The 24,660-nt window shown below is 70.4% G+C and carries 11 protein-coding genes; 5 read left to right on the forward strand and 6 right to left on the reverse strand.

Annotated elements, in window-relative coordinates:
- Positions 1-45 precede the first annotated feature (45 nt).
- Both AMIS_RS29570 and AMIS_RS29575 read left to right on the forward strand, forming a co-directional pair.
- Entirely contained in the window at positions 46-2,475 is a 2,430-nt protein-coding gene (locus AMIS_RS29570; RefSeq protein ID WP_041831426.1) for a transglycosylase domain-containing protein, read from the forward strand.
- 94 nt (positions 2,476-2,569) lie between these two features.
- Entirely contained in the window at positions 2,570-4,153 is a 1,584-nt protein-coding gene (locus AMIS_RS29575; protein ID WP_014446117.1) for a peptide chain release factor 3, read from the forward strand.
- 371 nt (positions 4,154-4,524) lie between these two features.
- Here AMIS_RS29575 and AMIS_RS29580 read toward each other — a convergent pair whose 3' ends face one another.
- The 3 genes from AMIS_RS29580 to glgX form a co-directional block, all read right to left on the reverse strand.
- Complete coding sequence (locus AMIS_RS29580; protein WP_014446118.1) at positions 4,525-5,868, reverse strand: M1 family metallopeptidase; 1,344 nt, start codon at positions 5,866-5,868, stop codon at positions 4,525-4,527.
- On the reverse strand, positions 5,865-9,752 hold the full coding sequence (locus tag AMIS_RS29585; RefSeq protein ID WP_407921890.1) for a Pls/PosA family non-ribosomal peptide synthetase: 3,888 nt from the start codon (positions 9,750-9,752) through the stop codon (positions 5,865-5,867). The genes AMIS_RS29580 and AMIS_RS29585 overlap by 4 nt, the downstream gene beginning before the upstream one ends.
- 194 nt (positions 9,753-9,946) lie before the next feature.
- Positions 9,947-12,064: a glycogen debranching protein GlgX gene (gene glgX / locus AMIS_RS29590; RefSeq protein ID WP_014446120.1), complete on the reverse strand. Its 2,118-nt coding sequence runs from the start codon at positions 12,062-12,064 to the stop codon at positions 9,947-9,949.
- A 194-nt stretch (positions 12,065-12,258) separates the two neighbouring features.
- On the opposite strand from glgX, the gene AMIS_RS29595 reads away from it, so the two are divergent.
- Positions 12,259-12,825 (forward strand): hypothetical protein, encoded by a 567-nt coding sequence (locus AMIS_RS29595; RefSeq protein WP_014446121.1) that lies wholly within the window; start codon positions 12,259-12,261, stop codon positions 12,823-12,825.
- 88 nt (positions 12,826-12,913) lie between these two features.
- Positions 12,914-14,089, forward strand: a complete 1,176-nt coding sequence (locus AMIS_RS29600; RefSeq protein WP_014446122.1) for a chitosanase — start codon at positions 12,914-12,916, stop codon at positions 14,087-14,089.
- Here the strand turns inward: AMIS_RS29600 and AMIS_RS29605 are convergent.
- Complete coding sequence (locus AMIS_RS29605; RefSeq protein WP_014446123.1) at positions 14,086-15,561, reverse strand: gluconokinase; 1,476 nt, start codon at positions 15,559-15,561, stop codon at positions 14,086-14,088. The two genes, AMIS_RS29600 and AMIS_RS29605, sit on opposite strands and share 4 nt — an antisense overlap.
- A gap of 164 nt (positions 15,562-15,725) precedes the next feature.
- On the opposite strand from AMIS_RS29605, the gene AMIS_RS29610 reads away from it, so the two are divergent.
- Positions 15,726-16,163 carry a chemotaxis protein CheW gene (locus AMIS_RS29610; protein WP_014446124.1) on the forward strand — a complete coding sequence of 146 codons (438 nt, stop codon included), beginning with the start codon at positions 15,726-15,728 and terminating at the stop codon, positions 16,161-16,163.
- On the opposite strand, the gene AMIS_RS29615 is transcribed toward AMIS_RS29610, so the two are convergent.
- Both AMIS_RS29615 and AMIS_RS29620 read right to left on the reverse strand, forming a co-directional pair.
- A complete protein-coding gene (locus AMIS_RS29615; RefSeq protein WP_014446125.1) occupies positions 16,160-18,934 on the reverse strand; it encodes a DEAD/DEAH box helicase in 2,775 nt (924 codons plus the stop codon). The genes AMIS_RS29610 and AMIS_RS29615 overlap by 4 nt on opposite strands.
- Positions 18,935-19,141: 207 nt before the next feature.
- Complete coding sequence (locus AMIS_RS29620) at positions 19,142-24,580, reverse strand: DUF3320 domain-containing protein (RefSeq protein WP_014446126.1); 5,439 nt, start codon at positions 24,578-24,580, stop codon at positions 19,142-19,144.
- Positions 24,581-24,660 lie beyond the last annotated feature (80 nt).

A 24,660-nucleotide genomic window follows, 5' to 3' on the forward strand; every position in this document is an offset into this window, starting at 1 on the left:
TATAGACGCGGATCGCATCGATGACCGCGCGGGTGGGTGGTGCACGTGAGCTCCTGGATACGGCGACGGGATCACAACCTCTTCGTCAACGCGTTCGTCCTGCTGGTCTGCGGCCTGATCGCCGGGGTCGTGGTGGCCGCCGCGCTGTTCCCCTACGCGGCGATGTCCGGGCTCACCCTGCGCGCCGGCGAGGAGGCGTTCGCGAGCCTGCCCAGCGAGCTCAAGGCGTTCAAGTCGCCGCAGATCACCCGCGTCTACGCGTCCGACAACAAGACCCCGATCACCCAGTTCTACGACGAGTTCCGCAGCGACGTCCCGCTGAAGGACATCTCGCCGCACATGCGCGCCGCGATGGTGGCCGCCGAGGACCGGGAGTTCTACAAGCACAACGGCGTCGACATCAAGGGCGTGGCCCGGGCGCTCGTCAACAACAACCAGGGCGGACCGAAACAGGGCGCCTCCACGATCACCATGCAGTGGGTGCGGATGTCGCTGGCGTACTCGGCGACCAGCCCCAAGGACGTCGTCGAGGCCACCAAGGACACCCCGAAACGCAAGCTGACCGAGATGAAGTACGCGCTGGAGCTGGAGAAACAGCTCTCCAAGGACCAGATCCTCGAGCGTTACCTCAACATCGTGCCGTTCGGGAAGCAGACCTACGGCGTCTTCGCGGCCAGCCGGGTCTACTTCAACAAATCGCCGAAGGACCTGACGATCGGCGAGGCCGCCATGCTCGCCGGCATCGTCCGGGCGCCGTCCGGTTACGACCCGACGACCTCGGACGGTCACGAGGAGATCCGGCAGCGCCGCAACAACTACGTCATCCCCGGCATGGTGGAGATGGGCGCCATCACCGCGGCCCAGGCGAACGAGGCGATCAAGACGTCGATCCCGAAGAAGGTCCGGCCGATCAGCAACGGCTGCGTCTCGGTGGCGAAGAACAACTGGGGCTTCTTCTGCGACTATTTCTACCGGTGGTGGATGGACCGGCAGGAGTTCGGCCCCACCGCGTACGACCGGGAGCGTCGCCTGAAGAGCGGCGGGTACCGGATCACCACCACGCTGGACGTCACCGCGCAGAAACAGGCCCGCGCCCGGATCTCGGACCTGATCTCCGAGAAGAACAAGAACGCGCTGCTGCTCGCCGCCGTGCAGCCCGGCACCGGCAAGGTGCGGCTGCTCGCCGCGAACCGCAGATACAAGCTGGACGACCCGGCCGACCCGCAGAACAAGATCTCCTCGGATCCGCGGAAGGCACGCCAGGGCATCCGCGGCTCGTACCCGAACACGACGAACCCGCTGCTCACCGGCGGCGGCGATATCACCGGTTACCAGGCCGGCTCGGTCATGAAGATCTTCACGCTGGTGGCGGCGCTGGAGAAGAACTATCCCCTCGCCTACACGATCAAGGCGGAGAAACGCTACAAGTCGAAGTACATCATCGACAGCGGCAACGACGCGGCCTGCGAGGGCACCCACTACTGGTGCCCGAGCAACTCCGGTGGCGGCGGCGAGGGCGTCTACAACATGTGGAGCGGCTTCGGCAGGTCGATCAACACGTACTTCGTGCCGCTCGAGGAACGGGTCGGCGCGGAGAACGTGGTGGCCGTCGCCAAGCGGTTCGGCATCCAGTTCCGGGCCGCCAGTGACGCCACCCTGGCCCAGCCCGGCAACGCGCATCAGTGGGGCGCGTTCACCCTCGGCGTCTCGGCGACCACCCCGCTGGACATGGCCAACGCGTACGCCACCCTGGCCGCCGACGGCATGTACTGCCCGCCCACCCCGATCGAGGGAATCGTCACCCGCGACGGCGCGAAACTCGACGTCGGCCGCTCGCACTGCATCCGCGCCACCGACGTGGACGTGGCCCGCGCCGCCGTGGACGCGGCCCGTTGCCCGGTCGGCGACTCGGCGCGGCTCGGCAGTTGCGAGGGCAGCACGGCCGGCGACACCCGGCGGGTGGTCGGCCATCCGGTGTTCGGCAAGACCGGGACCACCGACCGGGACAAGACCGCGTCCCTGATCGCCGGCACCACGTCCCTGGTGGTGGCGGGTTACCTGGTGAACCCGGACTACCAGAACCACAGGGACCGGCTCCGGCACGAGCAGGTCAACCCGGCCGTCTACCGGACACTCGGCGACTACATGGACGACAAGCCGCGGGTCCAGTTCAAACGCCCGGAGAACCGCAAGATCGCGTACGGCGATCGGCGCTCGATCCCCGACGTGGAGTGCGACCCGCTGGGCCGGGCCAGCAACCGGCTGGAACGCGCCGGGTTCACCGTCGACATCGGCCGGGAGGTCGACTCGAACTGCCCGGCGGGCACCGCGGCCGGCACCGACCCGAGCGGCCGTACCGTGAAGAACGGCGTGGTCACCATCGAGGTCAGCAACGGCAAGAGCACCGACCCTCCGGTGATCCCCGGCGTACCCCCGTCGACCCCGCCCACCCCGCCACAAAACCCGCCCCGGTGACGACCTCGTCACGTGGATGGCCCGGTGCCGCCGGAAAACCCCGCCCGGAGAGATACCCTGCGGCAGGTCGAGTCGTGGTCGTGGGGAGCAGACAGTGAGTCAGAACGCGCTGGCGTCGTCCGGTGTCGCGGTGCAGGCGGGCCGGAGGCGGACCTTCGCCGTGATCTCGCACCCGGACGCCGGCAAGTCGACGATGACCGAGGCGCTGGCGCTGCACGCGCGCGTCATCGGGCAGGCCGGGGCGGTGCACGGCAAGGGCGACCGCAAGGGCGTGGTCTCCGACTGGATGGCGATGGAGCAGCAGCGCGGCATCTCGATCACCTCGGCGGCGCTGCAGTTCTCGTACGGCGACACGGTGATCAACCTGCTGGACACGCCGGGGCACGCCGACTTCTCCGAGGACACCTACCGGGTGCTGACCGCCGTCGACAGCGCGGTGATGCTGCTGGACGCCGCGAAGGGCCTGGAGCCGCAGACGCTGAAGCTCTTCGAGGTGTGCCGCCAGCGCAGCATCCCGGTGATGACGTTCATCAACAAGTGGGACCGGCCGGGCCACGACGCGCTCGCCCTGATGGACGAGATCGAGCAGCGGATCGGGCTGAAGCCGACCCCGCTGACCTGGCCGGTCGGCATCGCCGGGCACTTCCAGGGCGTGATCGACCGCCGTACCGGCGTCTTCACCCGGATGCAGCGCTCCCCCGGCGGCGCCGACCTGGCGATCGAGGAGGAGATGAGCTCCGAGGAGGCAGCCGAGCGGTACGGCGCGGACTGGGTCACCGCCAACGAGGAGCTGGAGCTGCTCGCGATGACCGAGGCCGACTACGACGAGAAGGAGTTCCTGGCCGCCAAGAGCACGCCGGTGCTCTTCGGCGCGGCGGTCGCGAACCTCGGCGTCCGCCAGCTGCTGAACGTGCTGCTGGAACTCGCCCCGCCGCCCTCGGCCCGGCCCACCGTCACCGGCGCCGACCGGCCGGTGGACAGCTCGTTCTCCGGCTTCGTGTTCAAGATGCAGGCGAACATGAACCGCACCCACCGCGACCAGGTCGCGTTCGTCCGGGTCTGCTCCGGCCGCTTCGAGCGCGGCATGATCGTCACGCACGCCGGCACCGGGCGGCCGTTCACCACGAAATACGCCCAGCAGATCTTCGGCCAGGGCCGGGACACGATCGACGAGGCGTACCCAGGTGACGTGATCGGCCTGGTGAACGCGACGGCGCTGGGGATCGGCGACACCCTCTACGCCGGGGAGCCGGTGCAGTACCCGGCGCTTCCGTCCTTCCCGCCGGAGCACTTCGCGGTGGTGAGCACGTCCGACACGTCGGCGTTCAAGCGGTTCCGGCGCGGCATCGAGCAGCTCGACGGCGAGGGCGTCGTCCAGGTGCTGCGTTCCGAGCAGCGCGGCGACCAGTCACCGGTCCTCGCGGCGGTCGGCCCGATGCAGTTCGAGGTCGCCACCTACCGGCTGGAGACCGAGTTCGGCGTGAAGGTGCAGCTCAACCACCTGCCGTACGAGGTGGCGGCACGCACCGACGCGGCCGGCCGGGAGATCCTGCGCACCGAGTCGAACGTCGAGGTGATGACCCGGGTGCGCGACGACACCCTGCTCGCGCTCTTCCCGCACAAGTGGCGGATGCGCACGGTGGCCGGCCGCCACCCGGAGCTGTTGCTGGAGGAATAGGCGTGCGCGAGCCCGTCGATTCCGTCGATCGCCGCCGGTGGGGCGGGCCGTAGCCGGCGCGGGCTAACCCGGCTTGATCACCGTGCTCGGCTACGGCCGGGACCCGCGAGCCGTAGCGGGCGCAGGCTACGCCGGCTTGATCACCGTGCTGGGCTACGGCTCGTTGGTGCGTGGCGGGCGGCGGGCGGGCGCTTGGCGACGCGCAGCGGGCTGCGGGCGGGCGGTTGGTGGTGAGCGGGACGGCGTGGTGGGGGTGCGGGGACGCCGGGGCCGGCGGCTTCGGGCGCCGGCGGAAGGGGCGTCAGGGGCGGCGAGCTGCGGGACGCGTCAGGTGCGCCTGGGAACCGGCGTGCGCGTACCCGGAAAAGGCTCTACAGGGTCCAGGGCAGCGCGGGCAGCTCCGGGCGGTCCAGCCAGGCGTCGAAGAGGCCGTCCAGGGGGTACGGCGCGAACCGCGCGGCGTGCTCCCGGAACTGCTCGGTCGTCACCGTCCGGTGCCGGTGCTCGGCCACCCAGGAGCGCAGCAGCGCGAAGAACGCCGCCTCGCCGATCCGGGAGCGCAGGGCGTGCAGGGTCAGCGCGCCGCGCTTGTAGACCAGCGGGTCGAACATCCGGTCCACGCCCGGGTCGGCGACGGTGACGACGGCCGGCTGCCGGGCGGCCCAGGCGTGCCATTGGGCCGCGTGCGCCGCTGCCGTCGGGCCTCCGGAGACGGCGGACCAGAGCCATTCCGCGTACGTCGCGAAGCCCTCGTTGAGCCAGATGTGCCGCCAGTCCGCGACCGTGAGGCTGTTGCCGAACCACTGGTGGGCGAGCTCGTGCACGGCCAGCCGCTCGTGGGTGCGCCGGCCGTCGAGATGGTTGCGCCCGAAGACGGCCATGCCCTGCGCCTCGATCGGGTCGTCCAGGTCGTCGTCGGCGACCACCACGACGTACTCCCGGAACGGGTACGGGCCGAGCATCCGCTCCAGGGCGATCATGATCTCGCCGTGCCGGCCGAAGTCGTGCCGGAACGTGCTGCGCAGCCGGGGCGGGATCGCGGCCCTCTGGACCACCCGGCCCGGCGCCAGCTCGACCAGCTCGTAGCGGCCGACCTGCACACCCATCAGGTACGGGGCGGTCGGCTCGTCCCGCTCGTACACCCAGGTGGTGCTCCCCGGGCCACGGCGCTGCGCGACCGGGTCGCCGGTGACGAGCACGGTGTACGCGGAGGGGGCGGTGACCGTCACCAGGAAGGTGGCCTTGTCGCCGGGCAGGTCGTTGCACGGGAACCAGGACGGCGCGCCGATCGGCTGGCTGGCGACCAGCGCCCCGTCGGTCAGCTCGTCCCAGCCGATGTCACCCCAGCGGCCGGAGATGGGGGTGGGCCGGCCCGCGTACCTGATCTCGATCTTGAAGGTGGAGCCGTACCCGATGGGCTTGTCGGGTTTGATCCTGATCTTGTCGGGCCGGTGGGTGAACTTCGCCGGGCGCCCGTCGACCTTCACGTCCTGGACCCGGAACTGACCGAGGTCGAGCGTGAACCTCGACAGCGGCTGGGCGGCCCGCGCCGTGACGACCGCCTTGCCGGCCAGCCGGTTCCCGGTGACCCGGTAATCGAGGTCCAGGTCGTAGTGCAGCACCCGGTAACCGCCGTTGCCGTGCCCGGGCAGATAGGGGTCGGTCGAATGGTCGGCGCCCGGCCGGGCGCCGACCGGCAGGGGTCCCGGGGTCATCGCCGCCGGGGAGCCGACGACGGCCAGGTCGCGATCGGGTTGCCGAGCCAGCGGCTGTCGTCGGGCACGGCGTCGCCACGGGTGACGAGCGAGCCGGGTCCGACGGTGGTACGCGCGCCGATGCTCGCGCCGGGCAGCACGATCCCGTGCGGGCCGAGCGTCGCGCCCGCGCCCAGAGTCACCTCATCCATGGCCATAATCCGATCATGGAACAGGTGGGTCTGAACAACGCACCCCCGGTTCACCGTCGCGCCGGCGCCGAGACTCACCAGGTCGTACTCCGGCAGCCAGTGCGTCTCCAGCCAGACACCCCGGCCGATGCGCGCGCCGAGCGTCCGCAGCCACATGGTGAGCAGCGGCGTACCGGTGGCGAAACGGAACAGCCACGGCGTGGCGAGCACCTCGACGAACGTGTCGGCGAGCTCGTTGCGCCACACGAACGACGTCCACAGCGCCCGCTCGGAGACCCGGAACCGGCCGATCAGGAGCCACTTCGCGGCGGTCGCGGTCAGACCGGCGGCGATCGCCGCGGCCAGCAGCACCGGCCCGGCGGCGAGCGCGGCCGCCCAGCCGCCGGCGGCCTGCCAGATCCACCCCAGTGACGCGAGGACCAGGACGGCCAGCGCGCCGGCCAGCATCACCGGGACGATCCGGCACAGCTCGATCGCGGCGCGGGCCAGTTTCAGCGGCAGCGGCGGCGCGAAGGTGCGGCTCGCGTCGCCGGACTCGACCGTGCGGCGCAGCGGCATCGGCGGCGCGCCCAGCCAGGACGAGCCCTTCTTCGCCTTGTGCGGCGCCGACGAGAGCACCCCGACCAGACCGCGCTTCGGCACCGACCGGCCCGGCGCCGCCATCCCGGAGTTACCGAGGAACGCCTGCTTGCCGATCCGGGCCGGGGCGACCCGCAGCCAGCCGTGGCTGAGTTCGTAGGTGGCGACCATCGTGTCGTCGGCCAGGAACGCCCCGTCGTCGACGGTGGTCATGGCCGGCAGCGCCAGCACCGTGGACGCCTCCACGTTGCGGCCCACCTTGGCGCCGAGCAGCCGCAGCCACACCGGCGTGAACAGGCTCGAGTACATCGGGAACAGCGCGACCCGGGCCATCCCCATCAGCCGCTCGGTGGTCCACACCTGCCAGGCCACCCGGCCCTGGACCGGGTGGAAGCCCTCCTTCATCCCGATCCCCAGCGTCCGCACGGCGATCAAGACCAGCATCGCGTACGCCAGGACATAGCTGATCGCGGCAGCCGGCACGGCGAGCAGTGCCGCTCCGAGCGCCGGGCCGTCGGCGACCGCCGCGCCGAGCAGGGCCAGCGCCGGCAGCGCCGCCAGGACCGGCAGCAGGCCGAGCAGCTGGGCGGTCAGGCTGTAGGCGCCCACCCAGAACCCGCGGCCCAGCGGCGAGCGGGCAGGGCGCTGCGCCGGCCAGCCCTCGGCGTCCTTGGTGGCGGCCGGGACCGCCGGTGATCCGGCCCAGCGCCGGCCGGACGGCACCGCGCCGGTCACGGTCGAGCCGGCCGCGATCTTCGCGCCCTTGCCGACCCGCGCGCCGGGCATCAGCGTGCTGCGGGAGCCGATCCGGGCGCCGGCGCCGATCCGCACCATGCCGACCCGGACCAGGTCGCCGTCGACCCAGTAACCGGAGAGATCGGCCTCCGGCTCGACCGCCGCGCCCCGGCCCAGTTTCAGCAGGCCGGTGACGGGCGGGGCGGAGTGCAGGTCGACGTCCCGGCCGATCTTCGCGCCGAGCGCCTTCGCGTAGGTGATCATCCAGCCCGCGCCGGCGACGCCGTTCGCGCCGGTCAGCTCGGCGAGCCGCTCGGCCGCCCAGATCCGCAGGTGGACGCCGCCGCCACGCGGGTAGTCGCCGGGGCCCACGCCGCGCAGCAGCAGCCGCGCGCCGGCGGCCGCCACCGCGATCCGGCCGGCCGGGCTGAACAGCACCGCCCAGCCGGCGGCGATCCACCACCACGAGACGTGCGGCGCCCAGGTGAGCAGGTTGCTCGCCGCGGCCAGCACCACCACCCAGCGCAGGCCGACCAGCACGAGCATCGGCAGCATCAGCAGCGCCTGGATCAGGCCGGCGCGCCGGGGCGTGGGCCGGACGTCACGGCGGACCGTGGCCTCCGCGTCCAGCGCCTCGATCACCGCGACCATCTGCGACAGGCGGGGGTTCTGGTAGACGTCGGCGACCGACACCCGCGGGTGCGTCCGCCGGATCCAGGCGACCAGCTGGGCTGCGTTGAGGCTGCTGCCGCCGCTGCTGAAGAAGTCGGCGCCGGGGTCGCCCGGCCGCACGCCGAGGATCTCCTCCCAGCCGCCGGCCAGCCACTCCTGCGCCGCCGTCAGCTCGGTCTCCGACCCGTCGGCGCGGACGAGCGGCCACGGCAGGGCGGCCCGGTCCACCTTTCCCGACGTCCGGGTCGGCAGCGCGTCCACCACGGCGAGCAGCGGCACCAGCGCGGCCGGCAGCTGCTCGCGGATCCGCTCGGTCGCGGCCGCCACGTCGAACCCGGCGCCCTCGTGGGGCACCAGGTAGCCGACCAGCAGCTGGTTGCCGGCCGCGGTCCGCTTCACCGCGGCGGCCGCGCCGGCGACGCCGGGCAGCGCCTGCAGCGCGGCGTCCACCTCGCCCAGCTCGATCCGGCGGCCGCCGAGTTTCACCTGCTCGTCGCCGCGGCCCAGGAACAGCAGCCCCTCGGGTTCGGCGCGGACGATGTCACCGCTGCGGTACGCCCGCTGCCAGCCGAGCGACGCCAGGGCGGCGAACTTCTCGGCGTCCTTGGCGGCGTCCAGGTACCGCGCCAGGCCGACGCCGCCGATGACCAGCTCGCCGGTCTCGCCCATCGCGACGGGTTCGCCGTCCGGGCCGACCACGGCGAGCTCCCAGCCGGCCAGCGGCAGGCCGATCCGCACCGGGCCCTCGCCGGTCAGCCGCGCCGCGCAGGCGACGACCGTCGCCTCGGTCGGGCCGTACGTGTTCCAGACCTCGCGGCCCTCGACGGCCAGCCGCTCGCCGAGCTCCGGCGGGCAGGCCTCCCCACCGAAGATCAGCAGGCGGACGTCCTCGAGCGCCTCGACCGGCCAGAGCGCGGCGAGCGTCGGCACCGTGGAGACCACGGTGATCCGCTGCTCGGCCAGCCACGGGCCCAGGTCGACGCCGCTGCGCACCAGCGAGCGCGCGGCCGGCACCAGGCAGGCGCCGTGCCGCCAGGCCAGCCACATCTCCTCGCAGGAGGCGTCGAAGGCCACCGACAGGCCGGCCAGGACGCGGTCCTGCGGGCCGATCGGCTCCTCGGTGAGGAAGAGCTGCGCCTCGGCGTCCACGAACGCGGCCGCCGAGCCGTGCGAGACCGCCACGCCCTTCGGGGTGCCGGTGGAGCCGGAGGTGAAGATGATCCAGGCGTCGTCCGCCGGTCCGGGCCGTCCGGGACGGCCCTCGGGGGTACGCCGCATCGACACGGTCAAGCCGTCACCCAGCACGGCGCACACGCCCGCCTCGGCGAAGACCAGCTCGGCGCGCTCCTCGGGGTCGTCCGCGTCGACCGGCACGTACGCCGCGCCGGCCGCCAGCACACCGAGGATCGCCAGGTAGAGGTCCGCCGACCCGGAGGAGATCCGCACGCCCACCCGGTCGCCGACGCCGACGCCGTGCCCGGCCAGGGTCTCCCGCAGCTCCTCGACCTCGTCGGCGAGCTCGCGGTAGGTCAGCGGGGACACCCCGGCGTCGATCGCCGGGGCGTCGCCGTGGTCGCGCACCGTGGCGTCCAGGATGTCGAGCAGCGTCCGGCGGATCGGCGCGGAGCGGGACCGGAACAGCGCCGGTCGTACCTCGTGTCCGGAATCGATCTCGGGAAGCTCGATCAGTCGCAGGTCAGTGGTCACGGTCACCGGGCGCGCTCCATCTCCACCACCGGGTTTCATCGATCAGGCGCACGGCGCCTGGCTGCCCGGGGCAGCCATCCAAGCTACGGGAGCAGGAGCGGAAACGGCGGCTCAACGTCGAATAGGTGTCTACCGCCACACCCTTTTCACGTGCGGCGGCTTTCACGTTCGGAGGCTTTTACGTGCGGCGGCTTTTACGTGCGGCGGCGCAGGACCTTGACGCTGCGGCCGGGGAGCTCCGTGCTGCCCGAGGCCTCGAGCACGTCCTCCCGCTGCGGCGCCGGGTCGGCGGTGTCGACCTCGGTGACCCACTCCTTGCCGAAGCCGGCATCCGGCGCGGTGAACCGTAACGGCTCGTGGTGGGCGTTGAACATCACCAGGAACGAGTCGTCCACGATCCGCTCGCCTCGCCGCCCGGGCTCGGTGATGGCCTCACCGTTGAGGAACATCGTGACGGTACGGGCATGGTCGACGTCCCAGTGCTCGTCGGCCATCTCGGTGCCGTCGAGGGTGAGCCACGCGATGTCCGGCAGGGCCTCCCCCGCGTCACGCACCGGGGCGCCGCGCAGGAACCACCGGCGCCGGAACACCGGATGCCGCCGTTGCAGCATGATCAGCCGGCGGGTGAACGCCAGCAACGGCGCGTTCGACTCGGCCGCCGACCAGTCGAGCCAGGAGATCTCGTTGTCCTGGCAGTAGGCGTTGTTGTTGCCGCCCTGGGTGCGGCCGAACTCGTCACCGGCGAGCAGCATCGGCACGCCCTGCGACAGCATCAGCGTGACGAGCATGTTCCGCTGCTGCCGGGCCCGCAGAGCGAGGATCTCCGGGTCGTCGGACGGGCCTTCGGCGCCGCAGTTCCAGGACCGGTTGTGACTCTCCCCGTCGTTGTTGTCCTCACCGTTCGCCTCGTTGTGCTTCTCGTTGTACGAAACCAGGTCGCTGAGGGTGAACCCGTCGTGCGCGGTGACGAAGTTGATCGACGCGACCGGCCGCCGCCCGTCGTCCTGGTACAGGTCCGCCGAGCCGGTCAGCCGCGACGTGAAGTCCGCCAGGGTCGCCGGCTCGCCGCGCCAGAAGTCACGGACGGTGTCCCGGAACTTGCCGTTCCACTCGGTCCACGCCGGCGGGAAGTTCCCCACCTGATACCCGCCGTCGCCGATGTCCCACGGCTCCGCGATCAGCTTCACCTGCGACACGATCGGGTCCTGCTGGATCAGGTCGAAGAACGCCGACAGCTTGTCCACCTCGTGGAACTGCCGCGCCAGGGTGGCCGCCAGATCGAAGCGGAAACCGTCGACGTGCATCTCGGTCACCCAGTACCGCAGCGAGTCCATGATCATCTGCAAGGTGTGCGGGTTCCGCATCAGCAGGCTGTTGCCGGTGCCGGTGGTGTCCATGTAATAGCGCGGCTCGTCGTCGACGAGCCGGTAGTAGGCGCCGTTGTCCAGTCCCCGGAAGCTCAGCGTCGGCCCCATGTGGTTGCCCTCGGCGGTGTGGTTGTAGACCACGTCCAGGATCACCTCGATCCCGGCCGCGTGCAGCTCACGCACCATCGCCCGGAACTCCTGCACCTGTTCGCCGCGCTGCCCCCAGGCGGCGTACCCGTTGTGCGGCGCGAAGAAGCCGATGCTGTTGTAGCCCCAGTAGTTGCGCAGGCCCCGCTCGATCAGGTGGTGATCCTGGACGAACTGGTGCACCGGCATCAGCTCGACGGCGGTGACGCCGAGCCGGGAGAGGTGCTCGATCATCGCCGGGTGGCCGAGCCCGGCGTAGGTGCCGCGCAGATGCTCCGGGACCGCAGGATGCAGCTGGGTGAGGCCCTTGACGTGCGCTTCGTAGATGACCGTCTGGTGATACGGGATCCGGGGCGGGCGGTCGTTGCGCCAGTCGAAGAACGGGTTGACCACCACGGCCTTCATCATGTGCCGGCCGCTGTCCAGGTCGTTGCGTGACTCGGGGTCGTCGAACCGATATCCGAACAGCGACTCGTCCCAGTCGATGTCACCCTCGATCGCCCTCGCGTAGGGGTCCAGCAGCAGCTTCGCCGGATTGCATCGCAGCCCCGCCGCCGGTTCGTACGGGCCGTGGACCCGATACCCGTACCTCGTCCCGGCGCCCACGCCGGGCAGATAGCCGTGCCAGACGAAGCCGTCCACCGAACAGAGTCGATGCCGGGTCTCGGTCCCGCCCTCGTCGAACAGGCACAGCTCCACCCCGTCGGCGACCTCGCTGAACACCGCGAAGTTCGTCCCCGTGCCGTCGTAGGCGGCACCCAGCGGATAGCTGCTGCCCGGCCAGATCTCCTGCACCACTCGCCCCCGTAGACCCGGTACGCCGGTGTGCGGCGTCCGGAGCGCTCCCCCGAATGCAGCGACCAGCGCGCTGCGGAGTCGGCGGATACCCGGGATAATTCCCCAGAAACCTACGCAAAGGTACGACTTCAGCCCCTCGTTGCGCGCCGCTCGCAGGGACCACCGCGATCCCCCGGCTGCAGCATGATGGCGGCATGGACCAGCGGTGGGCGGAACTCGCGGAAACGCTACGCGTCCTGGGCATGTGGGACCGCCTTTCCGACCAGGAGGCCGCGGAGGCGGAGCGGACGATCGCCGATGGCGGATACCCGTTCCGGAAACCCGAAGCGCTGGAGGGCGTCCTCTGGTTCTACCTGGACAGCGAGGAGATGGCCGAGGGCCAGATCAGATTCAAGCTGTCAGCGATCGAGCCGGCCCTGCGCGAGCATGGTGTCGGGCTGTGCATCGACGTGCTGAACCACCCGGACGTCGAAGCCACGGTGGGTGACTACATCATCGCTCTCAACGGCCGCCGCTGCGTCATGTGGACGCAGGCCGACTGGGCCCAGCCGTGGATCGCACGGCGGAAGGCGACCGTCCGGCCGCTCGCTGTCCTCAACGACCAGCTCGCCGAGGCAGGCGCCACGGTACGGCTGTTCACGCTCTACGCCGGCTCCGAGGAAGCGACGGGTTGGCTGCCGGATCCCCGGATCGTCGCGGCGGTCACGGACAGCGGACTGATCGAGGAGAGGGAACTGCCCGTCCTGGCCGTTCACGCATGACGACGGCCATCTATTGATAAACCTCCTTAACAGTCATAGAGTCCGTCCCGCGCGCGCACCTCCCGATCCCCCCTCCCCCAGGAGCGCCATGTCTCGCGTGAAGACGGTCGTCTACGCCCTGTCCGGACTCGTTCTCACCAGCGCCGCCACGGTCTACGGACTGCTCCCGGCCGGCGCCGCCACGGCCGGCCCGATCAAGGGCCTCGGCAGCAAGTGCATCGACGTCGCCGGCGCCGCGACCGCCAACGGCACCGCCGTCCAGCTCTACGACTGCAACAACTCCGCCGCCCAGCAGTGGACCGCCGACGGCACCCTCCAGGCGCTCGGCAAGTGCCTGGACGTCACCGCGGCCGGAACCACCAACGGCACAAAGATCCAGCTGTACGAGTGCAACGGCACCGGCGCGCAGAACTGGACCCTGACCGGCGGCGCGCTGGTCAACCCGGCTTCCGGCAAGTGCCTCGACGTGACCGGTGGCAGCACCGCCAACGGCACCCGCCTGCAGATCTGGACCTGCACCGGCGGGGCCGGCCAGGCGTGGACGCTGCCCGGATCGGCCGGCACCGGGAAGAACCTCGACGACCCGGCGAAGAAGGACGTCGCCATGCAGATCGTCTCGGCGGCCGAGAACTCGTCGCTGAACTGGCGAGCGCAGTTCTCCTACATCGAGGACATCAACGACGGCCGGGGCTACACCGCCGGCATCATCGGCTTCTGCTCCGGGACCGGCGACATGCTGGAGCTGGTCGAGGCGTACACCGCAGCCAGCCCCTCGAACGTCCTGGCGAAATACCTCCCGGCGCTGCGCAGCGTCAACGGCACCGCGTCACACGCCGGCCTCGACCCGAACTTCACCCGGGACTGGCGGACCGCCGCCGCCGACCCGGCGTTCCAGGCCGCGCAGGAGGCCGAACGCGACCGGGTGTACTTCAACCCGTCGGTCCGCGACGGCAAGGCCGACGGCGTGCGCGCCCTCGGGCAGTTCGCGTACTACGACGCCGCCGTCGTGCACGGTTACAGCGGCATGCGCTCGATCCGCAGCCGGGCCCTCGCCAAGGCCAAGCCGCCGGCCCAGGGCGGTGACGAGCGCGCGTGGCTCACCGCGTTCCTGAACGAGCGGGTGATCGAGATGAAGAAGGAGCCGGCCCACGAGGACGTGACCCGGATCGACACCGCGCAGCGCGTCTTCCTGAACAACGGCAACTTCGACCTGAACACGCCGCTCGACTTCAAGGTCTACGGCGACTCGTTCCACATCTCTTAAGGCTTCACCAGCACTTCGTACGCCTCGGCGAACCGCTCCCGGCGTACCGCGTAGTGCTCGGCATGGGCGGACCGGGGCTCGTAGGTGGCCCCGGTCGCTCGCGGCGCACGCGGGACGCCGGGCGCCAGCACGTCGAGGGCGAGCAGCGCGGTGCCCCGCTGGGTGGCCCGGCGCCGGGTCACGTGCGTGACCGGCCGCCCGAGCACGTCGGCGAGGACCTGCAGCCACTCCGGCAGGTCGTTGCTGACCCGTCCCGCCGCCGCGACCTCGATGATCTGCGAGGCGGCCGGACGCAGCTCGTCGGCGACCCGCGCGTAGGTCATCGCAACGCCCTCGACCATTCCCCGGAACAGGCTGTCCGCGTCGGTGGCCGCGGTCACCCCGCCGAACACGGCCCGCGCTCCCCCGGCCCAGCCCGGCGCACGCTCGCCGGTGAGGTAGGGCAGCACCAGCGGCGTCGCGTCGCTGGGCGCCGCGGTGAGCGCGGCCGCGATCCCCGGGCTGAGCCGCAGCGTGCTCTGCGCCCAGCTGACGGCCCGGCCGACGTCGTTGATCGCCCCGCCGAGCAGGGTACGGTCCGCGGCCACCCGGTAGTTCCACAGGCCGAACGGCAGCGGGTCGGCGGGCCCGTCGAGCAGCACCCGCAGCGCCCCGCTCGTCGCCGTCGCCGCGGTGAGCACCGTGGCGTCGGTGGCCCCCGACCCGATGTTGCTGGCGAACCCGTCGGTGATCACCGGGAACCAGACGGCCCGGGCCAGCGCGGGCCGTCCCGCCGTCGCCGGCGCCGGCTGGTCCATGTCCCGGGGCGGCGAGAGCTGCCCGGGCTCCAGCCCCGCGGCGGCGAGGAGCTCGGCGTCGAGCGCGCCGGTACGGCGGTCGAGCAGCCCGGTCCAGGCGACCGTGGAGGTTCCGGCGAGCGGCTGCCCGATCAGCCGGGCGAAGACGTACTCGCCGAGGGACCACCAGGCGGTGGCCTGCGCGACCAGGCGGGGCTGCGTCCCGGCGAGCCAGCGCAGGCGCGGGGCGTGGTAGCTGGTGTGCAGGCGGGTGCCGGTGCGCTGCTGCACCGTGTGCTCGTCGAGCTGCTCGCGCAGCGCGGTGACGGCGGCGGAACTGCGCGAGTCGGCGTAGGTGAAGCAGGGGGTGAGCGCCCGCCCGGCCGCGTCGACGCCGATCAGCGAGGCGGCGAAGGTGTCCATCGCGACGCCGGCGATGCGGGTCCCCAGGCGCGGATCGCCGGTGACGGCGTCGAGGACCTGCTCGACCTCGGCCGTCACCTGGTCAGGGTCGATGACCGAGGTCCCGTCGGGCGCGACGGTGAAGGCGTGCGGCACCTTGTGCTGCAGCCCGTGGACCCGCCGCCCGGACGCGTCGTGCACGCCGCCGCGGGTCGCGGTGGACCCGATGTCCAGCGCCAGGACAAGGGGGTCCAGCGCCCGATCGAGCGCGACGTCATCGTCGAAGTGGGTCATCGCAGTCCTCGCCCTCGTGACCGGTCACGCTACGAGGTGCCCGCCGCCCGTACCCGGGAAACGATTTTCTGCCCCGGACTCCTTGGTTCGGGACCCGATCATCCGATCATCCTGGTAACCCGCCGCAGCATGCCGCCCGGCGGTCCTCACCCCGGGAGCCGCGCATGTCCACTCGCCAGTTCGTGACCTTCGAGGTCGCCGGCCAGTTCTTCGGCGTGGACGTGGACGCGGTGCAGGAGGTGCTGTCGTACAGCGAGTACACGCGGGTGCCGCTGGCGCCGAACGCGGTCGGCGGACTGTTCAACCTGCGCGGGCAGGTGATCACCGCGGTGGACCTGCGTGTGCAGTTCGGGCTGCCGCGCCGGGACATGTCCGGTCTGGTGATGAACGTGATCGTGCGGTACGAGGGTGAGCCGGTGAGCCTGCTGGTGGACCGCATCGGGCAGGTCGCCGACCTGGACGCGCAGTTGTTCGAGGAGCCCCCGGCGACATTGACGGGTCCGTCACGGGCTCTCGTCACCGGCGCGTACAAGATCGAAGGGCGGCTGCTGCTGGTGCTCGACGTCGCCGAGTGCGTGAACACCGCCCGCGTCACTGCTTAGTGTCCCCGCCGGCTTCGTCGTGGCTTGTCACAGGAGAGGCACTCGTGCACGACCATGGGGATGCCACGGCGCGGCATCTCCTGCCGCACCAGCGGTCGCCGGCACCGGCCGCAGTCCTCGCCCCGCTGTCCGGTTCCCGGTGCCGCATCCGACTTCTTCCGACGCTGCGTACGGTTGACCAGGTCCGCGAAAGGCTTGTTCAGTGTTCGCAGCACCACGCCGGGATGGGGGTCGAGAAGCGAGCGGCTCGCTGACCAGACGACGTCACCGATGACGGCGCTCGACTCGATGATCGGGGTGCAGGCCCGGACGTTGACACCGTCACGTCGTACCTGGAGAGCCTCGACCGGCAGGAATCCCTCCCGATCCGGCTCCACCCAGATCGTGATCGGCTCGACGCCGTCCATCGCCCGTCCGCAGGATCTCAAGGCCGGCAGCAGGCTCGGCAGAGCGGCCAGGGACCCGGCCGGTAACCACATCTCCAGGCTCTCGGCCTGCTCGATGTCCTCGGCGAGACGCGACAACACGTCAGCCGGCGCCACCAGTTCCAGCGCCTCGCCGGCGCTTTCGACGACTTCCTCCCACGGCAGCGACTCGGCGCGGTCCTTGAGGTGCGCGAAGAACCGCCACATCGGGTCCGCCGAGCTACCGGTTCGGTGCAGCTGCTTGAACGCACCGACAACGACCAGATGGTCCTTGGCCCGGCTTGCGGCGACGTTCAGCAGCCGTGGCCCGGCGCTCTCCGGATCGTCGTCGGTGAACCAGGGGTGGAGCTTGGAGACCCCGTAGCCGGTGTCGACCGTGTCGTACACGACGATGTCCCGCTCTCCACCTTGGAAGCGATGCACCGTAGAGGCATCCCAGGCGGGCCGCCCGAACTCCTCGAGGAGTGATTCCAGCAGACGAGCCTGGGCCGCGAACGGGGTGATCGCTGCCAGATTGTGCGTCTGGGTCGTGGCGCTGGCCATGAGCGCGCCGATCAGCTGGGCGTGCATCAGGTTGTACCGGGAACTGCCGCCCTGCTTGCGCGCCGTCCGGGCCGCGAGACCCGAGGTGTCGAGCATGACCAGGTCGTCGATCGTCCACCATGCCCGGCTGCCCCGTGGCCGGCTCTTGATCGCCGGGCCGGGCGTCAGCGGATTCTCCCGGTAGAACGCCGCGCTGACGACCTCGCCGATCTCCGGCTGCATACGATGTTGTTCCGTCAGGGCTGCCAAGCGTGCCGGCTTTCTGCCGTCCTGCACGGCCCGCGCGATGCCGGACTTCTCGAACGCGCTCTGGTGCAGCCATTGCCGCGCGGCAGGCGTGTCGGCGACGGCGACCGGTGGCAGCTGCCGGAAGTCACCGGCGATGATCGTGTGCCCGGCACCCGCCCCCGCCACGACCATGGCCAGGGCCGCCGTCGTCATGCTGGCTTCATCCAGGATGATCACGTCGAAGGTGATTCCTTCGAGCGTGTGCAGCATGACCTGATGTGCCGTAGCCGCCACCACCTGGGCCTTGGCACAGATCTCCCGGCGCAGTTCGAGCAACTGACGGTCGAGATCAGCAACCCGCGGCTCTCGCTTGGCGATCTCCCGGTCCAGGCGGTCCCGTTCGGCCAGGTCCTCTTCGCTCAACGCGCCGCGCTGCCGTCGCAGCCGGTCAAGACCATGGCGGAGCGTCACCAGTTCCCCGCCGAGCTCCTTACGCCGTGCCGCCAGCTCACTGCCGCGACTCGCCGCGATCTGGTCGACGAGTACGTTCTTGCCTTCCCAACTGTCCCGATTGCCACGTGCCGGTTGCCCGAGCCGAACCAGCGTCCCGTTGTCCGCGTCGAGATCCGGGCGACGCCGGAGAACCGCCTCCACCAGGACGTCGACAGCGGCATTGGTCGGAGCGGAGAGCAGCACCTTCTGTCCACGCTCGACAAGGGCGTCCACGAGAGCGCCGATGGTCGTCGTCTTACCCGTACCGGGTGGACCCCACAGCCAGGTGACCCCCGGGGTGAGGCAGAGCTTCACCGCATCTCGCTGAGCGAGACTGAGCCAGCCACCCTCACGTCTGTGGAGCGGTGGCAGCAGAGGCAACTCCGGCGGGGCGGAGTCGCGGGAAACCACAGCAAGCGCGGCATCCGGATTGAAGCCCGTGGCGCCGTTCCTCAGCTCGTGCAGTCGTTTGCTCTGCAGGTTCAGCAGCCAGGACAGATCGAGCCGCAGCCGCCCTTCCCGCACGGGTGGCGTCTCCGCCGGCAATGCCAGGGTCACTACTGTGCCGAACACCGAGATGACTTCCGCGTTGAGCTGCATCTCCGGCAGGACCAGCAATCCGGAGGTGCCCTCGGCCGTACCGATGTCGCTCTGTGCCTCGAAGCGCATGAGCTTCCGGTCCGCGACGGTTCCCATGACGCGGCCGCCGACAAGCGGCACATCCGTCTCCGTCCGCCGGCGGGTCACGGCGCTCAGTTCCTCACTGAGAGCTCGGATCGCCCCATCCGCGGCGGCTCGCCAATTCTCCCGGACGGCTGCCTCGCGCGCCGTGAACTGCTCCGGAAGCTGTGGTTCCTCCATCGGGGGCGACGGGGTTGCGGGTGGCGCCCAGCCGCGAGGAATCCACCGGCCGTCCTTCAGATCGGCGAGGCCATGTGTGTGGCACAGATTCCACAACCCGGAGAGGTCGGTGCGGAATCCGGCTTGATTGACGGCAACGAGCAGTTCGCCCTGCGCTACCGGCCCGGATTGCAACGCCCTGCGCACGATTCCGACGAGCCGATGCGTGGTGCGGGTTCGCATGACCGCCTCTCCTCCGGCACACGTGAATCGTGCCGGCGTGACGTCCCGAGTCCGTTCGGGGTGATCAACTTTCTCGCCTCGGGAAGGTCACGCGGAACCGTCCGTTCGTCCATGCGGGACCGCCGGGACGGATGGACTCCCGGTTGATGCGCCGACAGCCGGGCCCCGGGCACCGGCCGGTGAGAACCGGCGCCCGGAACGCGGACGTCAGGAACGGAGTGACAAACTCGGCCCATTCGCGGCCAGGGCGCCTTCGGTGATCAGCCGATCGATGAGCCGATCCAGCCGGCGTGCGATGTCCGCGCCTCGCCGCGTCCAGCCGTAGAGCTTGGCAACGTACGCACTCAATTCGTCGCGCGTCACGCCGCCGGTGTCTCGCACCAGGTTGGTGAGTGCAAGCCTCAGCTCGTCATCGTGGACCTGTTCCACGGTACGGGCGAAGGCATCGATCGGGCTGCGAACCTCGGTGACGTCGGCGCCGGCCAGCCGTACGAAATCGCCTTCTCGATCGAGCCCGGCCTCGCGGATCGCGATGTCGATGTTCTCCCGGATGCGCGCGCCGATACGGCCGATGTCCCAGCTGTCGCGCAAACGTTGGTGCATGACCGTGATGTGCACCGGGCCCTCGACCGCGGCGATCTCCGCGACACCGATCTTCATGGAGTGAGAGTTGCCCCGCTCCCCCGGATCCACCCAGTACGGCAGCGGATCCACCGCTGCGATCCGATAGGGCGTCACCCATTCCGGTTGCAGGTCGACCGCGGCGCTCTCGACGGTGACGGCCGGACGTTCGACGAGGTCCGCCGTGTCGGACAGGAGACCCCGGATCGGCGCGGTCACCGCGCGCTCGATCGCGCTGCGAAGGCGCTCCTCCTCACCGGCCCGGTTGCGGTACCAGGCGGTGCCCCAGATCCGGTGCAGCCGCCATCCGAGACCACGCAGCACCTGATCACGCAGCCGGTCACGGTCACGGGCGACCTTGGACGAGTGGTATTGGAAGCCGTCGCACTCGACCCCCAGCACATAGACGCCGGGCCGGTCCGGATGACGCACACCCATGTCGATCCGGTATCCGGCGGCTCCGACTTGTGGTGTCAGGTCGTACCCCCAGGAACGGATCACGGAGATGACCGATTCTTCGAAGGGTGACTCGGCGTCGCCGCCGGTGGTGGTGTCCAGCGCCCGGGCCGCGATGCCACGCTCGGCGTAGTCGAGGTAACGGCGCAGGTGGCGGAGGCCCTCGCTGCCTGCGGTAGCGGCGATGTCGGCGGCGCCGACGCTGGTGACGATCTCATTGCGGAAGCGGGCACGAGTGATGGCGACGTTCAACCGCCGCCATCCGCCGGCGCGATTCAGCGGTCCGAAGTTCATCGTCGTCTTGCCGGCCTCGTCAGGGCCGTAACCGATCGAGAAGATCATGACGTCGCGCTCGTCGCCCTGCACCGACTCGAGGTTCTTGACGAAGAAGCCGCCGAGCCGATCGTCGGTGAAGTATTGATCGAGCTCGGGCCGGTCCTGGCGGGCCTGCTCAACCGCGTACTCGATGGCGGCGGCCTGTGACTCGGAGAAGCTGACGACACCGAGCGTGAGGTGTGGCCGGGTGGTGAAGTGGTGCATCACGCGCTCGGCGACCTTGGCGGCCTCGATGGGATTGTCGCGCGACGAGCCTCGCCGATACACGCCGTCGACCGGGATCAGCTCGACGCCGACGTCCGGCCCCACGTCCTCGGCGCCCGGGAAGGTGATGAGCTTTCCCTTGTAGAACGAGGAGTTGGAGAACGCGATGAGCGCCTCGTGCCGGGACCGGTAGTGCCAGCGCAGCGTGAGCGAACGGAACGCCGCGGACCCTTTCATGAGGTCGAGCACGGATTCGAAGTCGGCGCCGTCCTCGGCTTCGGAATCCCACTCGTCGCCCTCGTCGGCGACACCGGCGCTGAAGAAGCTGGTCGGAGGCAGCTGCTTCTGGTCGCCTGCGGTGATGAGGGCGTCGCCGCGGTAGATGCAGTTGATGGCGTCCGCGGGCGCGACCTGACTGGCCTCGTCGAAGATGACGACGTCGAATCGCATGTCCGGGGGCAGGTACTGGCTGACGGCCAGCGGCGACATCATGAAGCACGGCTTGATCGCTTGAGTGACGTTGCGGGTGCGGTCCAGCAGTAGCCGTACCGGCATGTGCTTCTTCTTCTTGCCGGCCTCGCGCCGGATGATTCCGGATTCGCCGACGCCGGTACGCGGACGACGCTGGTTGCACGCTTTGATGATCTTGGAGGTCGCGTCGGTGATCAGTGCTCTGTCGAGACCCCGGTACTCCGCCACCAGCGATTCCCGGTCCTCGGAGCGGACGACGCGCAGAGCCTCGTCGCGGGTCAGGTGATAGTCGGCCCACTCCTGCAGCAAGGCACGTTCGAGAACCAGCGGCACCTGGTCGGCGATGACCCGTTCGGTGATGCAGAAGTCGATGGCGGCCTCGAGGCCGGTAGCGACCAGCTCGGCGCGAGCGTTCTGATACGCGAACCATTCCTGCTGTCCCGAGCTGTCCTCACGCAGGGAGGCGATGAAGTCGGCAGCTTCCTCGTAATCGCCGAGCTCGCCGACGAGCTCCGCCTGCCGGTCGGAATCGAAGGCCGCCAGAAGCCCGTCACGGGCGTCGGCCCAGCGCCGTTCGACGGCGGCCAGCTGCGGTGTCGAGGCGATACTTCCCAGCGCTTCGACCTGAACGGCGGTCAGACGCTCGCCCTTCGTCAGCGCTCGCATTCCGGCCGCCCACTCCAGCGCGGTGCGGATGGCCGCCATGTCGGTCCATTCGCCTTGATAGAGCGCGCCGAAGAGTCCGGCATAACGGTCGTCGTGCTCGGCGATGGCGAGGTAAGCGGAATCGACGGCGGCTCGTACCTCAAGGAGATGCTGGGCCTGCTCGACGGTGAGATCCCGGTTCGCCGCCTGGCTGACGGTGCCTGCCAGCACGGCTGCGGCGCGCAGCGGGGCCTGGTGGCTGTGCAGCCAGGCGACAGCGCCGGCGATCGGCAGCAGGACGAGTTCGGGCCGCGCCGCGAGCAGCGGTTCCGGCGCCAGCCGGGAGCGCCATTCCCGCATCCGGGTACGGGTCTCCGCAGCGACTGCCAGGACCGTCGCGTTCGGCTCGGCGTCGCAGGCGATGTGGTCGGCGAGGGTTCGCAGATCAGTCGTGCGAGCCTGCCGCAGCGCGGTGTCAGCGGTTGCGAGAGCGCGGGCGATGCGGTTGAAGTCGGTCTCGCGACCCCGGTAGTAGGTACCGAGAATCGCCGCGTGCCGGCGTTCCGCCTCGGCGAGCTCAGCCGTCGCCTGTTTCCAGGCGATGCCCTGGGGGAGCTTCTCGCGAGCCTGGTGCCGGTGCACTCCCTCGCGGGTGAACTCGGCGAGGGTGCGCTTGTCCGCCCAGAACGCGCCGCCCAGCTTCTTGATGCCTCGGTGCTCGTGCGTGAAGCGGCGCGACAGGTTCTCGACGTCGGCGACGAGCAGGCCCTCGGTGTAGTGAGCCACGGCCGTCTCCTCAGCCTGCCGCAAACTGTGGATCGCCGCCTGTAGCTTCTGCGTGGCCTGCGATGCGGCGGCGTACCCTTCGGCGGACAGCCACGTGCGCTCCGGGCGGTCGCTCGCGAGAGCAAGCTCAGCGATGGCAAAGGTGGCTTCCGCGTCGTCGAACGACACGACCGGCGGCAGGCCGAGCATGACTGCCAGCCCGCTCAGCGAACGCCCGGCGGACTCCAGCGTTTCGCCGTCGCGGTGGAACGTGTCAGCCACGGCGGTGGCCTGCCCCGCGGTGAGGGGACGAACAGGCAGCGGCGCGACCGGCAGGTCGTGCAGCGACGAGGTGTCGACCGCGGGTACGGTGCCGGTGGCCGGCAGCTCGGACCACGGCACACCGGCAGCTTGATCGGCCGCGTGCTGCCGGTCGGCGAGTGCCTGCAACTGCGCGGTGAGCCGATCCGCGCCCTCCGCCATCTCATCAAGTCCGGCGGCCGTCAGCCACCGGTCCGGCACACCGGCCGGCCGGGATGTGGCGTGGGAGACGATGCGGGTGAGATGGGGGGCGTCCGACAGACGGCTGACGTCGAATGCGGCGGCCAAGGGTCCGTGCAGGGCGGTGATACCGGCCAGCGCGTCGAGGGCCGATCCGGCCGCGTACAGGCGGGCGTCCAACGATCCTCGGTGTGTCACGCCGCGCCACGCGAACGAGCGGCCCTGTGCGGCAGGACGCCAGGCCCGGGCGAGAGCAGCGGCGGTAGCGCGTACGGAACCGAAATTATCGACCGTCAGATCAACCGGCGCGATGCCGCTCATGGGTGCGGCGGGCACGTGATTCAGGTTCGCGATCAGGCCGAGGACGTCATGCAGCGAGTGATTGAGCGGTGCCCGCAGGACGTTCATGGCCTCCGCGTACGCGTTGAGTTCCTCGCGGCGGCGGCGGGCGTTGTCACGGTCGAGCTCACTCATTCCGCCGGGGGCGACCGGTACGGTCTCCAAGCCCTGTCCGAGGGCAGCAGCAACCTCTTTGCGGGTGGCCTTGTGCGAGTGCAGTTCGAGCAGGTAGGCGCTGAGTCCTACATCGTGCAGGCGGTTGCGGACCACCTCGAGAGCGGCCGCCTTCTCGGATACGAACAACACCCGCTTACCCGCGTGCAGCAGCGCCCCGATCATGTTCGCGATCGTCTGCGATTTGCCCGTGCCGGGCGGGCCGTCCATGACGAACGATCGGCCGTCGAGGGCGGCGGCGACGCTTGCCCGCTGCGAGGAGTCGGCGTCGAGCACGAGCGGGATCCGCTCGGCGGGCATCTCCTCGTCGATGCGCCCCTCGGTGAGCTCGTCGAAGAGGAAGCTTCCCCCACCGGAGTCCCGGCCGCCGCCGACAAGTCCCTGGATCACCGGGTGCTCGGCGACAGCTGACTCGTTGTCGAGCAGGTCGCGGTACATCGCCTCCTTGGCGAAGGAGAAGTAGGAGAGGGTGACCTCGTCGTTGACGGTCCAGCCCCGCTGCCCGGCGACGGCATTGCGGGTCGCGGCCAGGAAGTCGCCGTAGGCGATGTCATCGAGGTCGTCCACGGACGGGAGGGTCACCATGAGCTGGCTCAGCTTCAGCGCCAGCGCGGGGTTGACCACGGGGTCTTCGTCGGCACGTTGCATCAGCGGGAGCTGCCGGACACCGGTCGGCACGAGGCGGACCGGGACGAGCAGGAGCGGGCTGGTGTACTTCGCCTTGTCGCCGTCGGTCCACGTGAGCGAGCCGAACGCCAGATAGAGAATCCACAGCCCCCGGTCCAGAAACTCCTGGTTCGAGCGGCGCAGGAGGTTGCGAAGCGCGGCGCCCAGATCCGCGGGCGGCTTGTCGGTCTGGAGGACGTCGACGCGCAGACGGTTGCTTGCCTGGATCGCCGGCTGTTCTTCGCCGTCTTCACCGATCTCCGCGGTGGGGCGGAAGCGGAAGTAGCGGTCAGCACGCAGGCTGGTCAGGATCTCCTCACCGGTGGCGTTCGGGAGGCGGATCGCGCCCGATTTGCTCAGCCGGAAATTCAGAAGGCGATTGGTGCCGGACAGGTTGATGAGGCTGTCTCGCCATTGCCCGATGCTTGCCTTGAGCAGCCGGGCCAGTGCCGGGTTCGCTGTGGACACCGTTCAAATCCCCCGTCCGTACTTACCGTGCTCTTCGTCGTTCCACGCCACTGATCCGGCGCCCTGACCGGGCCGGAAAT

The sequence above is a fragment of the Actinoplanes missouriensis 431 genome (assembly GCF_000284295.1).
GTDB lineage: Bacteria > Actinomycetota > Actinomycetes > Mycobacteriales > Micromonosporaceae > Actinoplanes > Actinoplanes missouriensis.

Excerpts from the sequence above, each read along its gene's own strand:
- AMIS_RS29615 (WP_014446125.1), bottom strand. The coding sequence starts at position 18,934 with ATGCGAACCCGCACCACGCATCGGCTCGTCGGAATCGTGCGCAGGGCG.
- AMIS_RS29610 (WP_014446124.1), top strand. The coding sequence starts at position 15,726 with ATGTCCACTCGCCAGTTCGTGACCTTCGAGGTCGCCGGCCAGTTCTTC.
- AMIS_RS29580 (WP_014446118.1), bottom strand. The coding sequence starts at position 5,868 with ATGACCCCGGGACCCCTGCCGGTCGGCGCCCGGCCGGGCGCCGACCAT.
- AMIS_RS29605 (WP_014446123.1), bottom strand. The coding sequence starts at position 15,561 with ATGACCCACTTCGACGATGACGTCGCGCTCGATCGGGCGCTGGACCCC.
- AMIS_RS29600 (WP_014446122.1), top strand. The coding sequence starts at position 12,914 with ATGTCTCGCGTGAAGACGGTCGTCTACGCCCTGTCCGGACTCGTTCTC.
- AMIS_RS29595 (WP_014446121.1), top strand. The coding sequence starts at position 12,259 with ATGGACCAGCGGTGGGCGGAACTCGCGGAAACGCTACGCGTCCTGGGC.